A 15,781-nucleotide genomic window follows, 5' to 3' on the forward strand; every position below is an offset into this window, starting at 1 on the left:
GCAATCGTAATGATTATACAAAGAGCAACAACGAAGGCAGAATTCATCCTCGTTGTTGCTCTTATGTTCTTGAACCATCGTTAGCTACGTCCCGCAGTAGGTCTGGTATCCACATTCCACCTGCTCTGACGGCGGCTCACTATACGCTTGCTGTTCACTTGTGTAAGCATATGGAGACTGCAGAGCTTCGACAAATTGCTCTAGCTGCTCATAATTGGCTTGCTTAACGGCTGCTTCCAGCACCTCTTCCACGATATGATTCCGTGGAATAATAGCTGGGTTACTGCTTCGCATAAGTTCATATGCTCGCTTAGTATCCGCATCCTGAGCGTGCAATCTTTCCTCCCAGCGACTATGCCAAGCTTCCCAATCCTTATGCTTCGCGACACTCATTTCCTCGATATGTCCTAGCGTCAGATCACGGAACGTGTTCGTATAATCAGCCTTCGTTTCCTGCATCATTACGAGCAAATCAATAACAAGCTGCTCATCACCTTGCTCTTCGTGCTGCAGGCCTAATTTAGCTCTCATTCCCTCAAGCCAATATCGCTCATACAGCTTGCCAAACTCCATCACAGCTTCCTGAGCCTGCTCAAGTGCTGTCGTGGAATCCGAATGAATAACCGGCAATAGCGCCTCTGCTAAGCGAGCCAAGTTCCAACCAGCAATCTGCGGCTGATTGCCATACGCATACCGTCCTCCTGTATCAATGGAGCTGAACACCGTCTCTGGATCATAGCTATTCATAAATGCGCACGGACCAAAGTCAATCGATTCTCCGCTAATGGTCATATTGTCGGTATTCATAACACCGTGAATAAAGCCAACAAGCTGCCATTTAGCGATAAGCTTCGCCTGCTGCTCGATAACTGCCTGCAATAAGGCTATTGCTTTTCCAACATCCGTCTTTATGTCTGGATAATGCCGCTGTACAGCATAATCTACGAGCTGCTGTAAGACGTCAGCACCACCCCAATTTGCCGCATATTGGAACGTACCAACACGCAGGTGACTGGATGCAACTCGAGTTAATATCGCGCCCGGAAGCCTTGTCTCACGTAAAACCTCTTCGCCTGTCTCGACGACTGCTAAACTGCGAGTCGTCGGTATACCTAGCCCATGCAATGCTTCACTAATGATATACTCTCTTAGCATCGGGCCTAACGCTGCTCGTCCATCACCGCCACGCGAATAAGGTGTGCGCCCTGAGCCTTTTAACTGAATATCCACTCTTCGTCCGCTTGGGTCAATATGTTCGCCAAGCAATATCGCTCGACCGTCACCTAGCATCGCAAAATGACCAAACTGATGACCAGCATAAGCCTGAGCTAGCGGCTCAGAGCCTTCAGCAATTTTATTTCCACTTAATATATCAGCACCATCCACCTCTAACTCCTCAATGCTGAGCCCCAGCTGTTCAGCTAGTGCATTGTTCACAAGGGCGAGCTGAGGGTGAGAAACAGGCGTAGGAAGCTGCATGCGATATAAAGTTTCAGGTAATCGCGTATAGCTGTTATCCCATTTCCAGCCAATCGCTGTACGTATAGTTCCCATGTCGTTAACTTTCCTTTCCACTTGAAGCATTATCGTTACGCATCCGTACTTCGTATTGATTAATTTTACTATAGCATACTGGAATGATTCCCAATACTGATGAACGTAATGCGCAGCTTATAAACTTCACTTCATGAGAACATTACCTATTAGCTGGATTTCACTTGAAATTGAGAAACGATGCTTTGGAGCTCTTGGGACAGCTCATGAAGCTGCTGCGATACTTGAACGAGTTCTGAACTAATGGCTAACTGATTGTTAGAGGTTGACGCAACCTCCTCAGATATGGCGGTGGATTGCTCTGCCGTAGCACTGACGTGCATCATCATCTCAGACAACGTAGATTGCGCAACATGCAGCTTATTAACAGAATCAGTCGTATCATTGATCTTCTCTACAAAGGTGTTCATCCTTACATCTACATCGCGGAACACCGTATCCACCTGTCTCGCGACCGCTATCTGTTCTTTATAGATCGGGTAGCTGTCATTCATCGCTTGTACTGTACCTTCGATGTCTTCCACGATGGAAGCAATGATCTGATTAACTACAATAATGGAATCTCTCGATTGATCAGCCAATTGACGAATTTCTTTCGCTACGACCATAAAACCGCGACCATGCTCTCCTGCACGTGATGCCTCAATCGCTGCATTAAGCGACAGCAAATTCGTATGCTTGGCAATATTATCGAGCAGCTCTAGAATTTTCCCAATCTCTAACGCACGTGCCGTCAGCTGCTCTGCACGCTCCAGCGTTTGTCGCGTAAGAGCTTCTCCCCTCGTTGTTTTCTCCAGCAAGGTTTGCATTTGCTTGATCCCTCGATTACTTTCATGCTTCACATCGATTACATGACTTTGCATAATATGATTGTTATCCAAGAGAACACTCATCTCTTCCTCGATTGAAGCGGCATGAACACTTCCCTCTTCTGATTGCGTTGAGAGCAGATCGGCACCACGTGCTATCTCATCTGTAGCGACAGCGATTTCCTTAGCAGAAGTATCCATCTGCTGTGATACCTGCTGCAGCGTTTTGGCAGATGAAAGCACATAGTCGAGCGCACCGCTTGTTCTAGCAATTAAGCTGCCTACATTATCCGCCATTTGGTTAAAGCTTTGCCCGAGCATACCGATTTCATCACTTCGATTGCTCTGCATTCTAACCGTCAGATTGCCACGCTCGACCTCTCTCATAAGCTGTGAAACCTCACGAATCGGCTTGCTTATCATTCGTGCAATCATCCCACCTAGCACGAACGAAACAGCTATCGCTCCAGCTATAAGTATCACGGTTATCGTTAATATACGATCAATACCTTGGGTTAGCTCTGCCAGAGGCATTCCTTGAATTAAACTCCAGCCAGTACGATCCGATGTGCTGTATACAATAAGCTGACCATCTTCAATGTAAGAGCCGCTCGTGTCGGCAGCTTCTGGAAGCTGGTAGCGCCCGTGAGTTCTACGTTCTAGCTGAACGGGGACTACTGCCTCTCCCTGTTGTGCATCCGCAAGCTCTTCCTCCGGAAGCACTACGTTCTCTACCTCACCGGAATGCTGCTGGCCATCACCTTGAGCTTCGGTTGCTATGTCAGAGGCTTGCCCCGATTCGACATATGGAGAATCTGAATAGACAAGCTCTCCTGATGCGTTAATAAGCTCTGGCAGCTGACCACTACTAAGCTCAAGATTAGCCAAAGCTTCAGCGATAATCTCTTCCTTAAATTCAATAAACAGCAAGTAGTTCCCGCTGTTCGTCTTCATCATCTTCCCCATCGATATGTAAACCGTTTCTGAGCCTATCTCACCCTTCGGGATCGCCCCGAGCCAGACAGCCTTACCATTGCCAGCGATGACAGATTCAAAGTACGGCTCGTAAAAGCTAATCGCGGATGTTCCATTGCCCGATGAGAAGATAGCAGACACATAGTCTCTCCCTGTATCTACCTGCGTGTATAGATGCTCATCAAACAGCTGTATAAATACTTTATTCGTCGTCGCTGTTTGCTTCAGCTTGTCCATTATTTTAGCTTCGACATTCATGCGATTCTCTGTTGTCCCAGCCTTTATGAGATTTAGTCGATAGGTCAGATCACCTATAAAATCCTGATCAAGCGTAAGCTGGAGCGATATATTTTCATAAAAGTTTAGCAAATAATCTAGCTTTTCAGATGTTTGCTGCAAGCTTTGTGCAGCAACCTCGGATACCTTTTCTTCCATAGCTTTACTCGATACAAAATAAGAAACAAGACCTACTGTTATAACAGCAACAACCATGCTCAAAACAAAAAACAAAAATAGCTTAGTTCCAATCGTTTTCAATCGATTTGGACGAATCGCTGTTTTTCGCTCCGGCTTGTAAGCGCCTACATTATTGTGCACTTGCTTTCTTTTGCTCATGTGAAAGCCTCCTGTTACGGTTAATAAATTAGTTATTTATTAACATACATGTTACTACAGGAGTGTTGAACTTACAATATAAATGTTAACAAATAATATTTATATTAATGTTATTACAGCAGCATTGAGCAGTCTATTCGTAATCGTTCCAAAGTTTTATCACATGCTAACTCATTTAAAATGAAAAAGGAGCCTCTGTACTTACTAACATTAGGCTCCTCCTGCACTTATGAGCTAATAATGAGCTGCTATTATACATGAAGTTTAATAGAGACGATAGGAACGCTTGTTAGGATGAGCTGCCAGTTGATAGACCGAGCCATTCTAGCAGTATCCGGTTGAATCTATCCCTTTCCTCCCAGAAGCCGCCATGTCCGCTATAAAGCAGCGGTACAAGCTGAGAGGTTGGCAGCTGCTTATGCAATGCTTCTGCCTGCGAGAAAGGAACAACCTGATCGTGGATGCCATGTATAATTAGCGTCGGCACTTGAATAGCGGGCAGGTCTGCGTGAAGATCCGCCTCACTTAGCAGCTTCATAATCGCTGCGGTTGACCAGCCAGAAGCCTCTAGACCTAGATCAAAAAACCATTGCTGAAACGATCTCGTCGCATATTGAAAGAAGAACATATTGGTCAGGTCATTCAGCATATTCGGGCGATCATTCAGCGTCTGCTCAATAATTGGGTTGGCAACCTCGGGAGGAAGCCCAGTCGGTACAGCTGCATCCACAAGCACTAAACCAGACACACCATAGCCTTTATGACGAGACATATAACGGGTAGCAATGGCACCACCTGTTGAGTGTCCAAGCAATATGACATTGGTAATGCCCATCGTGTCGATAACCGCGCGCAAATCATCCGCCAATCGATCAAAGTTATAGCCAAAGTAAGGCTTGTCGGATTGACCAAAGCCTCTCCAATCTAAGCCGATACAGCGAACGCCATACTGAGGAAGCACGTCGAATTGATATTCAAATTGCTTATGGCTGAGCGGCCAGCCGTGAATAAATAGGATCGTCGTCTTTCCTTCAGGATTCAAATCCTGTACAAACAGCCTTATGCCTTGCTCCACCTCTACATAATAACCCATTCATTCCTTCCGCCCTTCTATATACGATATGTGCTAAATATATTCAATATAGGCTGGGCTAATGTCATAAGGAGCGCAAAACAAAGAAGGATGAGTATGCATTAGGGCGCACCCCTCTGCATGACTCATCCTTCCTGAAAGATCTATTGAGTATTGTATGATTGCAAATTAGTCTATTAAACTTTGTTAAATTGAATCCAATCGATGACCATACCCGGCTTCGTGAATTCTAGCTTCAGCTCGTAGTTGCCCGCTTCAAGCTCAACCTTTACGAGCTTTTGCTTAATCCATTTGCCGTCTGTACCATTCGTCTGAATCGTCGTTGCCAGCTGCTCATTAAGCCATATATTACATGCGCTTTGTGCAGTATTCACATGCGGTGACATAATATGAACGATAATTCGATACTGACCACTTTCCGGTACCTTCATATAGACCGATGAATCAATACTTGGCTTAATCTGAGCATCAACAGCGAGATCGTGTGCCTCTGCTGGAGAAAGCGCAGCATTCGCTTTTAGTGAATCAACCGCTTCGTTAAACTGCTGTTCTCTCGTAAAGACAAGCGCGTTCATAATGAATTTACAAATATTGATCGCACTGCGCTGCAGCTCAGCACGCGTTAATGTGCCATTAGCAAGCGATGCCATCGTATTATCATCATGCGAGTTAATCTCTGCACCGTAGTTGTTAACAACCATATAAAGATCGTTCTGTGCACGAATCATAAAGTTCGTATTGCGAGCATCTGCCGGGCCGCCATTAATGACATCATTCATAAGCGCCCACCAATCCGTCATAACGATGCCATCAAAGCCCCATTCGCCTCGTAGAATCGTCGTATTCAAATCATAGTTCGAAGCAGACCAATGACCATTGATCGGGTTGTAGGACGTCATAATGGAATTCGCACCTGCCTCCTTGACCGCAATCTCAAAGCCCTTCAAGTAAATCTCACGAACAGCACGCTCGGATACTACCGCATTGACCTTCGTACGATATTGCTCCTGATTGTTGCAGGCAAAATGCTTCAAGGTAGCCGTTGATCCGCCTTCGATAATTCCTCTCGTGCATGCTGCTGCAAAGATACCAGTAACATATGGATCCTCTGAGAAATACTCAAAATTACGGCCATTCAATGGACTGCGACGAATGTTCATGCCCGGCCCAAGCAGCGTATCGATGCCGTTTCTAACGAGCTCCTGTCCTTCCATGATGTAAAGCTTCTCAATTAGCTCCACATCCCACGTTGCTGCAAGCAGCGTACCAATGGAAACCTGAGTTGCCTTATGACCGCTGTCCATTCGAATACCAGATGGTCCATCAGCAGTACATGCAACTGGAATACCAAAGTTATACAGCGCATCACTTACACCACCGAACGCCGATGCAGTACCAGGTGTAACAAGCGGGCTGCTCATTCCTTCTCCGCGCACGATCGTCGCTAGATCATCGTCACTTAGCTGGGCAATAAATTGCTCCATCGTCACACGGCCTTCTTTAACATCCTTCAGCTTGTAGCCTTGATCTCCTGTAGGCGTAATCTCCTTCGGCAAATTGCTCTCAATGCGCTCCTTAAGCGAAATTCGCTGCTTCGGCACATCCACATACGTCAGCTCGTAGGTGCCATCTGCTTGCAATGCACCTGGCTTCATACGCTTAAAGTCTGCCGTTGGTGCTAGCGCTTCACTTAGCTGCTCTACGACACGAAGCTCGTTAATAACAAACGCTGATTTCCCTTCAAATTGTACCTTCTGGGCGCGCTTCACACTGTTTCCTATATAGAAAACATACTCCCCCGCTTCCAGCACATACGCTGAACGGTGTCCTGTAAAGCCCCCATCATCGTAGGAAGCCATTGCATTGACTGGGAAGCGAATGACTAGCTTGTCGCTTTCACCAGGCTGCAGCTCCTTCGTTTTGGCGAAGCCAACGAGCGCTTTTACGGGCTGACCTAGCTTGCCTTGTGGTGCTCCTGCATACATCTGAACGACTTCCTTGCCGCTATACGTACTACCGGTATTCGTTACATTCACCGCGATCTCGATAAATTCCTTGCCATCGTTCAACGTTAACACTGCATCCTCAGGTGCGATGCTGAACGTCGTGTAGGACAAGCCGTAACCAAATTCATACTGAACCTTATCTGGGCAGAACGTCTCAAAATAGCGATAGCCTACATAAATATCCTCTTCGTAGACACTTTCGATCTCACTACCGTAGTTTTTAGTCGATGGATAGTCCTCGATGGAGTAAGCAATCGTATCAGTCAGCTTACCACTTGCTGTAACCTCGCCGACAAGCACATCAGCAATGGCATTGCCACCCTCCATACCGCCATGCCATGCATACATGACAGCTGCGATTGGATGAACATAATCGTCATTCATCCAGCTCATATCTATAATATTGGAAACGTTGAGTACTACGATCGTTTGTTCAAAATGATTCGTTACAGCCTTTAGCATTTCGCTCTCTTCTTCGGTTAGACGATAGCTGCCAGGCTTGTCTGCATTATCCTGATCCTCGCCTGCCGTACGTCCAATAACAACGATCGCTTTAGAGGAAGCCGCTCTAGCTTCGGCAACGATCTCATCTGTAAGTGGCATCTCCTTCTGATGCCATGGCTCTGCAGCCCAGCCGCCGCCGCCGTTATCGAAAGGATTTTGCTCGATCCATTGCTCATAGATGCCAGCAAGCTTCTCATTAACTTGAATCTGCTTCTTAGAGCGTAAGCCGTCCAGCAAATTCGTCGTGTGCGTCACATGCACACTGCCGCCTGAGCCTGTACCACTGCGATAGTAGTTGACTTGAATTCTCCCAAAAATCGCTACTTGCTCACCTTGCTTAAGAGGCAACGCTTGGTCTTCATTTTTTATGAGTACCGCCCCTTGTGCTGCCACCTCTCTACTAAACTCCGCAAATCCTGGCAATGGAATGCCTAATGTCTCTGTATTCAAAATCTACCACTCCCAATTTCAAATTTAGTGCTGCCATTGAATAGAAATTGTAAATCACTTCATAAAAATGCTATAAAGTTTTCCAGTTATTCATCATTATTATAGAGTAAGTTCGTTATATCTTATAGACATTATTATAAATGGGCGCACTCCTCACGTTCTACTATCACATTTTAAGCAATAATCAGCTAAATACTAGATATTGAAACTCAAATTACTCGATCGAGCATACCGAACCGCTACCCATCGTTAATATTTTTGTTAAAAATTATTATTTTTATGTTGTTTCTATTTAAGTTAAGTATTAATATACTTATTAAGGAATGGAAGGAGCTATAATCGGACAATTCCATTTCCTTAGTGCAACGGTTTGAAAGCGTTATCAATAAATTTGTGGGGGTGATGAGCTCGTTAGACTCGTAATGAAGGTATGGAAATTCATAAGTAAAGGAGAATGATATCCATGCAACACGTACGATCACACAAAACAATGCTTACATCTGCGCTGCTTGCCATCATGCTTTTTGTTAGCTTAATGCTTCCTGCTAGCGCCGCAACATGGAATTTGACTGGCGATACAAATGTTCACGACCCTTCTTATATTGTCGAGAACGGAACGGGAACACATTGGGTGTTCAGTACAGGAGAAGGTCTTCAAGTGCTGTGGTCATCCGATGGAAAGCATTACAACCGCTCCCTCCCAATCTTCACATCAAGACCTTCCTGGTGGAGCCAATATGTGCCGAACCATACTGGCTTGGATGTATGGGCCCCTGATATTTTCTACTATAACGGTACCTACTACCTGTATTATTCAATTTCTACCTTCGGCTCAAGAGTATCCGCCATCGGCCTTGTGACAACGAATTCAATCTCTGGCGGTGTATGGACGGATCGCGGCATGGTCATCTCCTCTAACAACTCTACAAACTACAATGCGATCGATGCTAACATCGTGCAGGGACATAACGGCAAGCTCTACATGGCTTTTGGCTCCTGGAGTAATGGTATTTATGTCACAGAAATTAGCACCTCAACGATGAAGCCTACCGGCAATTCCTATCGCGTCGCAACCAAGTCAGGTGGCATCGAAGGACCGAGCCTCGTCTACAACAGCAATACTGGCTATTACTATTTATTCGTCTCAATCGGTACGTGCTGTGCAGGCTTGAACAGTACGTATAAAATTGCGGTCGGGCGTTCAACGAGCCCATTTGGTCCGTTTGTTGATAAAAATGGCGTTGATATGAAGAATGGCGGAGGAACCGTCATCGATAGCGGAAACAGTGCGTGGGTAGGCCCTGGCGGGCAGGATGTGTATGGCACCAATGTCATCGCGCGCCATGCCTATAGCGTTGCCGAAAACGGCGCACCTAAGCTGCTCATTAGCGATCTGTATTGGGATTCGAGCGGTTGGCCTTACTTTAATTAGCGACATGCGAGCTCGATGAATGGCTCAACTAGGCTGATCAGAATTAAGTAACCTAAGATAAAGCAATGATGGGACATGAAGGTGCTGATCGATCAGTAATAACGATCAGCACCTTTAACTAACACTTCCTTAAGCTGTTGCTTAAATCGACGATAAACATTGAAAACGTCACCATGCTAAAAATATATTTAGCACTATGGCGAATATCTTTTACTAAAGTGGTTGCTCTAATATTTCTTCCATTCAATAAGATCAAAACCATAAAGCTTATTAATTTCAATATATTCTTGAAATAAATCATCCATCTTTGTAACAATATTATCCTGTGTAGAGTATAAATCAGTACCAATTAGGATGTAGTTTTCCTGTATAAAGATAAGTAGTTTAGAAGTATTCTTTTCAAAGTAGGGTTCAGTATCATTATTTACTGGGGTAACTTTTTCCCCCAATTCAATTACATATTCCCAATCTTTTAGCTCAACCTTTTTGGTAGTTACGGGTTGTTTTTTGATTTCATTAAAAGCAGCAATAAAACTATTAACATCATTGATGCTTCTTAGAAATTGAGTTTTAATATGATCTTCATTGTTTTGATAAAGCGCAATACCGTTATACTTTAGCTGTTCAATATTAGAATCTTGAGTAGATTCTTTATTTTGACAACCAGTTAAAGCAGCAAAAAGTATCGTGAAAATCACAATGTAATATAGTAACTTTCTGATATCCACACCTCCAAAATATCGAAAAAGGCCACTGGCAGTAGCCCGCACAACACACATACTACGAGCTGGGTATTGAAGAAGTCTTTAGAATTTGCACCTTCCGTTACCGATGCAAGCACTGGTCGTGGTGCTCCTGCAGTTTATATGCAAGAGAATGGACAAATAGTTATCTATCTAACAGCAAGGTAGCGAGGTAACCTGCTAGCTCTTCTGCTGCTTTTACATGCGCAAGCTGACCGGGATGGCTTCTTGCTCCTACCGTTGCCTCGGTCATGATCGGCAGCTGAAATATGCTGACCTTCTCGTCTCCACTTTCTGCTTTATAGACTTCTACGGCTCGATGAATGGCGGGCAGCATCGGTATACCTAACATGCCATATGCCCATAGCAGCTGTGCATGCTTATTGCACGAACGAAGCTTGTGTAAAAAAGCTACTGCAGCTGCCTCAAAAGCTGCAATATCCTCAGAATGATAGCTTGAATTATCTAGCAGTCGCTGCTTATATTGCACTCCTGTATGCTCATCCCTCCATGGCGGCTGATAAAACGCGCTATTGTCATTCGTACCGAGATTGATAATAACAGCATCCGGCTGCCAGCTTGCAAAATCATTGGGCTGATTCGCACCTAAAGCTTCATTTCTTGCTCCAGAAAGCAGTCCGCACACCTGCTCATAGTAAAGCGGAAGCGCATGGTTTGGGTTGTTGTCCCAGCTTGTTAGAACACCCCAGCCGCTTTGTGAGAGGACACGATAGTCCGCATCTACTAGATCTGCCGTCAGCTTGGTATAATTGTGACTCGCACTAAAGAACATTGGAAGCCAATCTTCCTCCTCACGTGCACCAATCGCGCCTTCACCAGAAGTAATGCTATCACCAATAAACTCAAGACGGTATCGCTTAGATGGAACAGGCAGCAGCTTGCCGTCCCCTCGCAAAGCATGAAGCTGCAGCAGACTTCGCTCATCGCCGCTCATCGCTTGGACTTCCTTCATGACACGTACATGTTTTACTTTTCCAGCATTCATTCCACGAAACAGTGTAATCCAGCGTCGGCCTTTCTCCAGCATCAAGCGACTCACCTCAGCACCATTGATCCATATGCTGATCCATTGCTCGTATTGCTCATAGTCTGATTCAACCTCTAGCAGCAGCTCGCTTCCTGTTGCATTCAGCTCTATCCCGCTGCCAGTCCAAAACAACGTAAGCGGATTTCGTTCGCTGCTTGTTCGTCCGTGAATTTTAATATGTTCATGCTCTATAGCATAGCTATTCACCATATTCACTGACTCCTCTCATCCTCATATATAAGTGATTGGTATCATTGGCTGTGACTATTTGCTGACAAGTGACTGAATAGCTCGGGAAAGATCTGCATACTGAAACGAGTAATGCTCGCCAAGTAGCTTCTCAGGAATGACGTGTTGACCCTCCAAGAGCAGCATGCTCATTTCGCCTAGCATCAGCTTCATTAACCCTCCTGGGACAGGGAAGTAGTGAGGTCTATGTAATTGCTCAGCCAGCGTACGTCCAAACTGCTCCATTGTTACCGGCTGCGGCGCAGTGAAATTTACAGCGCCTTGCATAGTAGAATGGTTTATACAGTGAAGCGCGGCTCCAACGACATCATCAATGTGAATCCAGGACAGTGGCTGTTGTCCACTGCCAAGTCGCCCTCCAACGAATAGCCTATAGGGCAGCAGCATTTTAGGGAACGCCCCTTCACCTGCACCGAGCACTACACCTAATCGCATAAGTACGGTACGGATGCCGCTTTTCATCGCTTCTTGCTCCCACTCATTTACGATATGTGATAGGAAGTCGGTCGGTTCGATAATATCCTGCTCCGTAAACTGCCGATCACGGGAAATTCCGTAATAGCCGATGGCGCTAGCATTAATGAGCACTGAAGGCTTCCGCTTCAACGCTCCAATGATTCTAACGATTTCTTTCGTCGTAGAAAGTCTGCTCTCTAATAACGTCTTCTTTCGCTTGGCTGTCCAGCGACCACTGCTTAGAGACTGACCGGCCAGGTTAACAATCGTGTCGATACCTTCAAGCTGCTCCTCTGGTCGATCGCCCTCATGCATCCACCTTATATATGTAACTCCAGGCATTGGCGTAATTCTCTCAGGCTGACGTGATAGAATATATACCTCGTGCTGTTGCTCTAGAAAGCCTTTGCACATGGAGCTGCCAATAAATCCTTGACCGCCGGCAATCGCTATTTTCATAGAACCCACCACCTTTCTCTCCATTCTAACCATATTATACCTGCCCGCATGCCCCCATGACCACTTATCCCTTTCATACATAAAAAAGAATGGATAAAGCTCGCTATGCGCGCTTTATCCATTCTTAGCCTATAAACTCTATACATCTAACTCCCAGAAATCAAGGCTGTCAATGACCGCCTTTCCACTGCTTGTGAATAAATGAATATGATTGCTGCTTTCCTTCGGGAAAACGAAGCAGCTGAGCACTCGCTCTCCCCCATTTACATAGATCTCGACGACAGAATGGTCGATCAATAGATGGAGAATGAGTTGATCTGATGCTTGCCCGAGCATAATACTTTTCACTCTGTCAGAGCCATTATATGATTTCGAGCAATCCAGTGTAAGCTCGTTCGATGATACTGAGTATCGGATAACCGTTTCTTCCTCACGCTGATCTGAAGCAAGAATTGATATACCAAATTCCTGTGCATCGCTTTCTGTCAGGTTATACGCCACCTTCAGCTCGGCCCTTCTGCCCTGCAGCTTAGGCAATGCTTGCTCCAAGCTACTATCCACGATCAGCTGCTTATGCTGAATATGCTGCGTTCTAAGCTTTATTAGCTCTTCGACGGGTTGTATGATTAGCCGCTCGTTATGCTCATCCAGCGTCAACACTCTCGGTATTGTCATTGCACCCGACCAGCTTTTCCCCAGCTTCCTTCCATTCATCGGCATCCAGCCAATTAACACCCTTCTGCCTAGGTGGTCCTCCATCGTCTGCGGTGCATAAAAGTGAAAGCCATCATCCAGCACATGAAATGCCCCGTGTGTATACGTACCTGTCTCATAGTCTAGCTTGCCAACATAATAGCCAGATAGCGGATAGTCACGAACGCCCTCTGGAGATATGAGTAAAATATCATACTCACCAATTCGGAACAGGTCTGGACATTCATACATATAGCCCATCGAGCCGTCGCTTTGTGCAATGACGCTAACATATTCCCATTCCAGCAAGTTATGTGAACGGTAAAGCAGCACCTTACCTTTATCATCCTTTTTGGTGCCTAGCACCATATACCAGTGATCACCGTGCTTCCACACCTTGGGATCTCTAAAATGATTATTCTGACCGATACCTGCTGGAGGAGCTTCGATAATCGGATTATTCTCGTATTTAGTAAAGCTAATACCACCATCTTCAGATATTGCTAGGCATTGCTGCTGAAGAAGATCATCCGGCAAGCCCTGCGGAGACGTAAATACATTGGAGGTGTAATACACGTACAGCTTTCCTTCATGCTCAATCGAGCTCCCAGAAAAGCATCCGTCCTTGTCGTACCATTCACTAGGTGCAAGCGCAATAGGAAGCTCCTCCCAGTGGATGAGATCCTTGCTTTTTTTATGCGCCCAATGGATGTTTCCCCATTCCTCAGAGTATGGATTATGCTGATAGTATAAATGATACTCACCGCGATACTGAATTAATCCATTCGGATCATTCATCCAGTGAATGCGTGGTGATGCGTGATAGCTCGGTTTATGAACGTCAGGCACTGCATGCTGTAACGATTCATTTACAAATTGCTCTGCCTGCTGTATAGCTTCTATATGCTTCCTCACCTGATTCATCCAATCCACCTGCTTAATTAATATTTTCTATTTCACTGAGCCTTGTGTAACACCTTGAATAATAAATCGCTGCGCAAACAAGTAAACTACCATAATAGGAAGTACAACCATCACAACAGCTGGTAAGTAGCGTTCATAGTCTGAGGAATACGATCCTCTAAACACTTGAATCGCTAGCGGCAGTGTATAATTGTCAGATCCTGCATTTTGTAAAATCAATACCGGCAGCAGGTAGTCATTCCAAATCCACAGTACATGCAGAATACCAATCGTTACTGCAGTCGGCATAAGAATAGGTAAAACAATTTTAAAGAAGGTCTGTATTGAATTACAGCCATCAATCTGCGCCGCTTCTTCTAGCTCAAGCGGAATGCTTTTAATAAATCCATGATAGACAAACACTGCAAGCGAGCTTCCAAAGCCGACATACATAAACATTAGCGTTAGCTTTGGCTGAGACTGAATCCAGCCTAGCTCCGCACCATATATGGAAACGAGCGGAATCATAATCGATTGGAAGGGTATGATCATGGAAGCAACCATCATCAAAAACCACATCGTATTCATTCTCGTTTTATTTCTCACAAAATAATGCGCGGTCATTGCTGAGCAAATTAATATGACCGTCAAGCTGATGAATGTAATCATTGCTGAATTGCTAAATGCAGACCAATATTTCATCTGATCCATTGCGAGTCCGAAGTTTTTGAAGGAAATAGATACAGGCAATGAAAATGGAGATGCGATTATTTCTGCATTGGTCTTAAATGCATTGAATAAAAGAATAAGAAAAGGAACTAAAAAGAACAGCAGTGCTAGCAATAAAACGATATATATGGAGCCCTTTTTCAAAGCATTTACCATCTGCATTACGCCTCTACCTCCATTCTCTTCGTTAGATATACCTGAACAATGGTCACTGTCGCGACAATAAAGAACAATACAAACGCCTCTGCTTGACCTACCCCGTAGTCAAATCGCTGAAAGGCCTTGTCATATACATGCATGGAAGCCATTACTGTGCTCCCGAATGGTCCCCCGCCTGTTAACGCGTAGTTTACATCGTAGACCATAAATCCACGCTGCAACGATAGGAAGATCGTTACGATAAAGGAAGGAACCATAAGCGGCAATACCATGTGTATTAACTGCTTCCAGCCACTTGTTCCGTCTATCGTCGCTGCCTCCAATATATCCTTAGGTACGCTCATTAGACCTGCGATAAAGATAACCATCATATAACCTGCGTACTGCCAAACGGTAACGAGTACGAGCGCCCAGAAAGCCATCGTTTCATTACCAAGCCATGTTTTGCTAAATAGCTCCCAGCCAAACTTCTCACCAATCGAAGTGAAAAAGTTGTTAAACATAAACTGCCAGATGAATCCGAGTACGAGTCCGCCAATAAGGTTCGGCGAGAAAAAAGCAGTTCGAAAAAAGTTTTGTCCGCGAATGCCCATTGTAACGAGATAGGCTAACAAAAAGGCAACCGTATTAATTAAGAAGACGCTTGCTGCAACATACTTAATCGTTAACCATACAGAAGTCCAAAACTTTGTATCGTTGAAAACTGCTTCATAGTTATTGAACCCAACGTAAGGCATGCTCGATGAGATGCCATCCCATTTAAAAAATGTCATGTAAATTCCGTATATAAACGGAACAATGATGACCGCTATAAAAGCAAGTAGTGTTGGACCAGTAAAAAGTAGTTGGTTGCCTATTCTCTTTACTGTGTTTTTTTCAGAGATCATGCCAGTTTCCTCCGATT

11 protein-coding genes are annotated in these 15,781 nt (G+C 44.9%); 1 reads left to right on the plus strand and 10 read right to left on the minus strand.

Annotation, left to right across the window (positions count from 1 at the left end; genetic code table 11):
• Positions 1–84: 84 nt before the first annotated feature.
• From M3180_RS08195 to M3180_RS08210, 4 genes are all read right to left on the minus strand, one after another.
• On the minus strand, positions 85–1,554 hold the full coding sequence (locus tag M3180_RS08195) for a protein adenylyltransferase SelO (RefSeq protein WP_251666877.1): 1,470 nt from the start codon (positions 1,552–1,554) through the stop codon (positions 85–87).
• A gap of 149 nt (positions 1,555–1,703) precedes the next feature.
• A complete protein-coding gene (locus M3180_RS08200; protein WP_251666879.1) occupies positions 1,704–3,953 on the minus strand; it encodes a methyl-accepting chemotaxis protein in 2,250 nt (749 codons plus the stop codon).
• Between the two features lie 289 nt (positions 3,954–4,242).
• Positions 4,243–5,046: an alpha/beta fold hydrolase gene (locus M3180_RS08205; protein ID WP_251666880.1), complete on the minus strand. Its 804-nt coding sequence runs from the start codon at positions 5,044–5,046 to the stop codon at positions 4,243–4,245.
• Positions 5,047–5,222: 176 nt separating this feature from the next.
• Entirely contained in the window at positions 5,223–8,006 is a 2,784-nt protein-coding gene (locus M3180_RS08210; RefSeq protein WP_251666882.1) for a glycoside hydrolase family 3 C-terminal domain-containing protein, read from the minus strand.
• A gap of 463 nt (positions 8,007–8,469) precedes the next feature.
• Between M3180_RS08210 and M3180_RS08215 the strand changes: the two genes are divergently transcribed.
• Positions 8,470–9,438, plus strand: a complete 969-nt coding sequence (locus M3180_RS08215; RefSeq protein WP_251666883.1) for a family 43 glycosylhydrolase — start codon at positions 8,470–8,472, stop codon at positions 9,436–9,438.
• A gap of 227 nt (positions 9,439–9,665) precedes the next feature.
• Here the strand turns inward: M3180_RS08215 and M3180_RS08220 are convergent, their stop codons facing one another.
• From M3180_RS08220 to M3180_RS08245, 6 genes are all read right to left on the minus strand, one after another.
• A complete protein-coding gene (locus M3180_RS08220; protein WP_251666884.1) occupies positions 9,666–10,166 on the minus strand; it encodes a hypothetical protein in 501 nt (166 codons plus the stop codon).
• A gap of 160 nt (positions 10,167–10,326) precedes the next feature.
• Positions 10,327–11,439 (minus strand): GDSL-type esterase/lipase family protein, encoded by a 1,113-nt coding sequence (locus M3180_RS08225; protein WP_251666886.1) that lies wholly within the window; start codon positions 11,437–11,439, stop codon positions 10,327–10,329.
• 54 nt (positions 11,440–11,493) lie between these two features.
• Positions 11,494–12,393 (minus strand): TIGR01777 family oxidoreductase, encoded by a 900-nt coding sequence (locus M3180_RS08230; RefSeq protein WP_251666887.1) that lies wholly within the window; start codon positions 12,391–12,393, stop codon positions 11,494–11,496.
• Positions 12,394–12,531: 138 nt separating this feature from the next.
• Positions 12,532–14,010: a glycoside hydrolase family 32 protein gene (locus M3180_RS08235; protein ID WP_251666889.1), complete on the minus strand. Its 1,479-nt coding sequence runs from the start codon at positions 14,008–14,010 to the stop codon at positions 12,532–12,534.
• A 27-nt stretch (positions 14,011–14,037) separates the two neighbouring features.
• Complete coding sequence (locus M3180_RS08240; protein ID WP_251666891.1) at positions 14,038–14,880, minus strand: carbohydrate ABC transporter permease; 843 nt, start codon at positions 14,878–14,880, stop codon at positions 14,038–14,040.
• Positions 14,880–15,764, minus strand: a complete 885-nt coding sequence (locus M3180_RS08245; protein ID WP_251666892.1) for a carbohydrate ABC transporter permease — start codon at positions 15,762–15,764, stop codon at positions 14,880–14,882. Before M3180_RS08245 ends, M3180_RS08240 begins: the two co-directional genes overlap by 1 nt.
• Between the last annotated feature and the right edge of the window lie 17 nt (positions 15,765–15,781).

This window comes from Paenibacillus camelliae, assembly GCF_023715345.1.
Lineage (GTDB): Bacteria > Bacillota > Bacilli > Paenibacillales > Paenibacillaceae > Pristimantibacillus > Pristimantibacillus camelliae.

Excerpts from the sequence above, each read along its gene's own strand:
- M3180_RS08195 (WP_251666877.1), bottom strand. The coding sequence starts at position 1,554 with ATGGGAACTATACGTACAGCGATTGGCTGGAAATGGGATAACAGCTAT.
- M3180_RS08200 (WP_251666879.1), bottom strand. The coding sequence starts at position 3,953 with ATGAGCAAAAGAAAGCAAGTGCACAATAATGTAGGCGCTTACAAGCCG.
- M3180_RS08205 (WP_251666880.1), bottom strand. The coding sequence starts at position 5,046 with ATGGGTTATTATGTAGAGGTGGAGCAAGGCATAAGGCTGTTTGTACAG.
- M3180_RS08215 (WP_251666883.1), top strand. The coding sequence starts at position 8,470 with ATGCAACACGTACGATCACACAAAACAATGCTTACATCTGCGCTGCTT.
- M3180_RS08225 (WP_251666886.1), bottom strand. The coding sequence starts at position 11,439 with ATGGTGAATAGCTATGCTATAGAGCATGAACATATTAAAATTCACGGA.
- M3180_RS08230 (WP_251666887.1), bottom strand. The coding sequence starts at position 12,393 with ATGAAAATAGCGATTGCCGGCGGTCAAGGATTTATTGGCAGCTCCATG.
- M3180_RS08235 (WP_251666889.1), bottom strand. The coding sequence starts at position 14,010 with ATGAATCAGGTGAGGAAGCATATAGAAGCTATACAGCAGGCAGAGCAA.
- M3180_RS08240 (WP_251666891.1), bottom strand. The coding sequence starts at position 14,880 with ATGCAGATGGTAAATGCTTTGAAAAAGGGCTCCATATATATCGTTTTA.
- M3180_RS08245 (WP_251666892.1), bottom strand. The coding sequence starts at position 15,764 with ATGATCTCTGAAAAAAACACAGTAAAGAGAATAGGCAACCAACTACTT.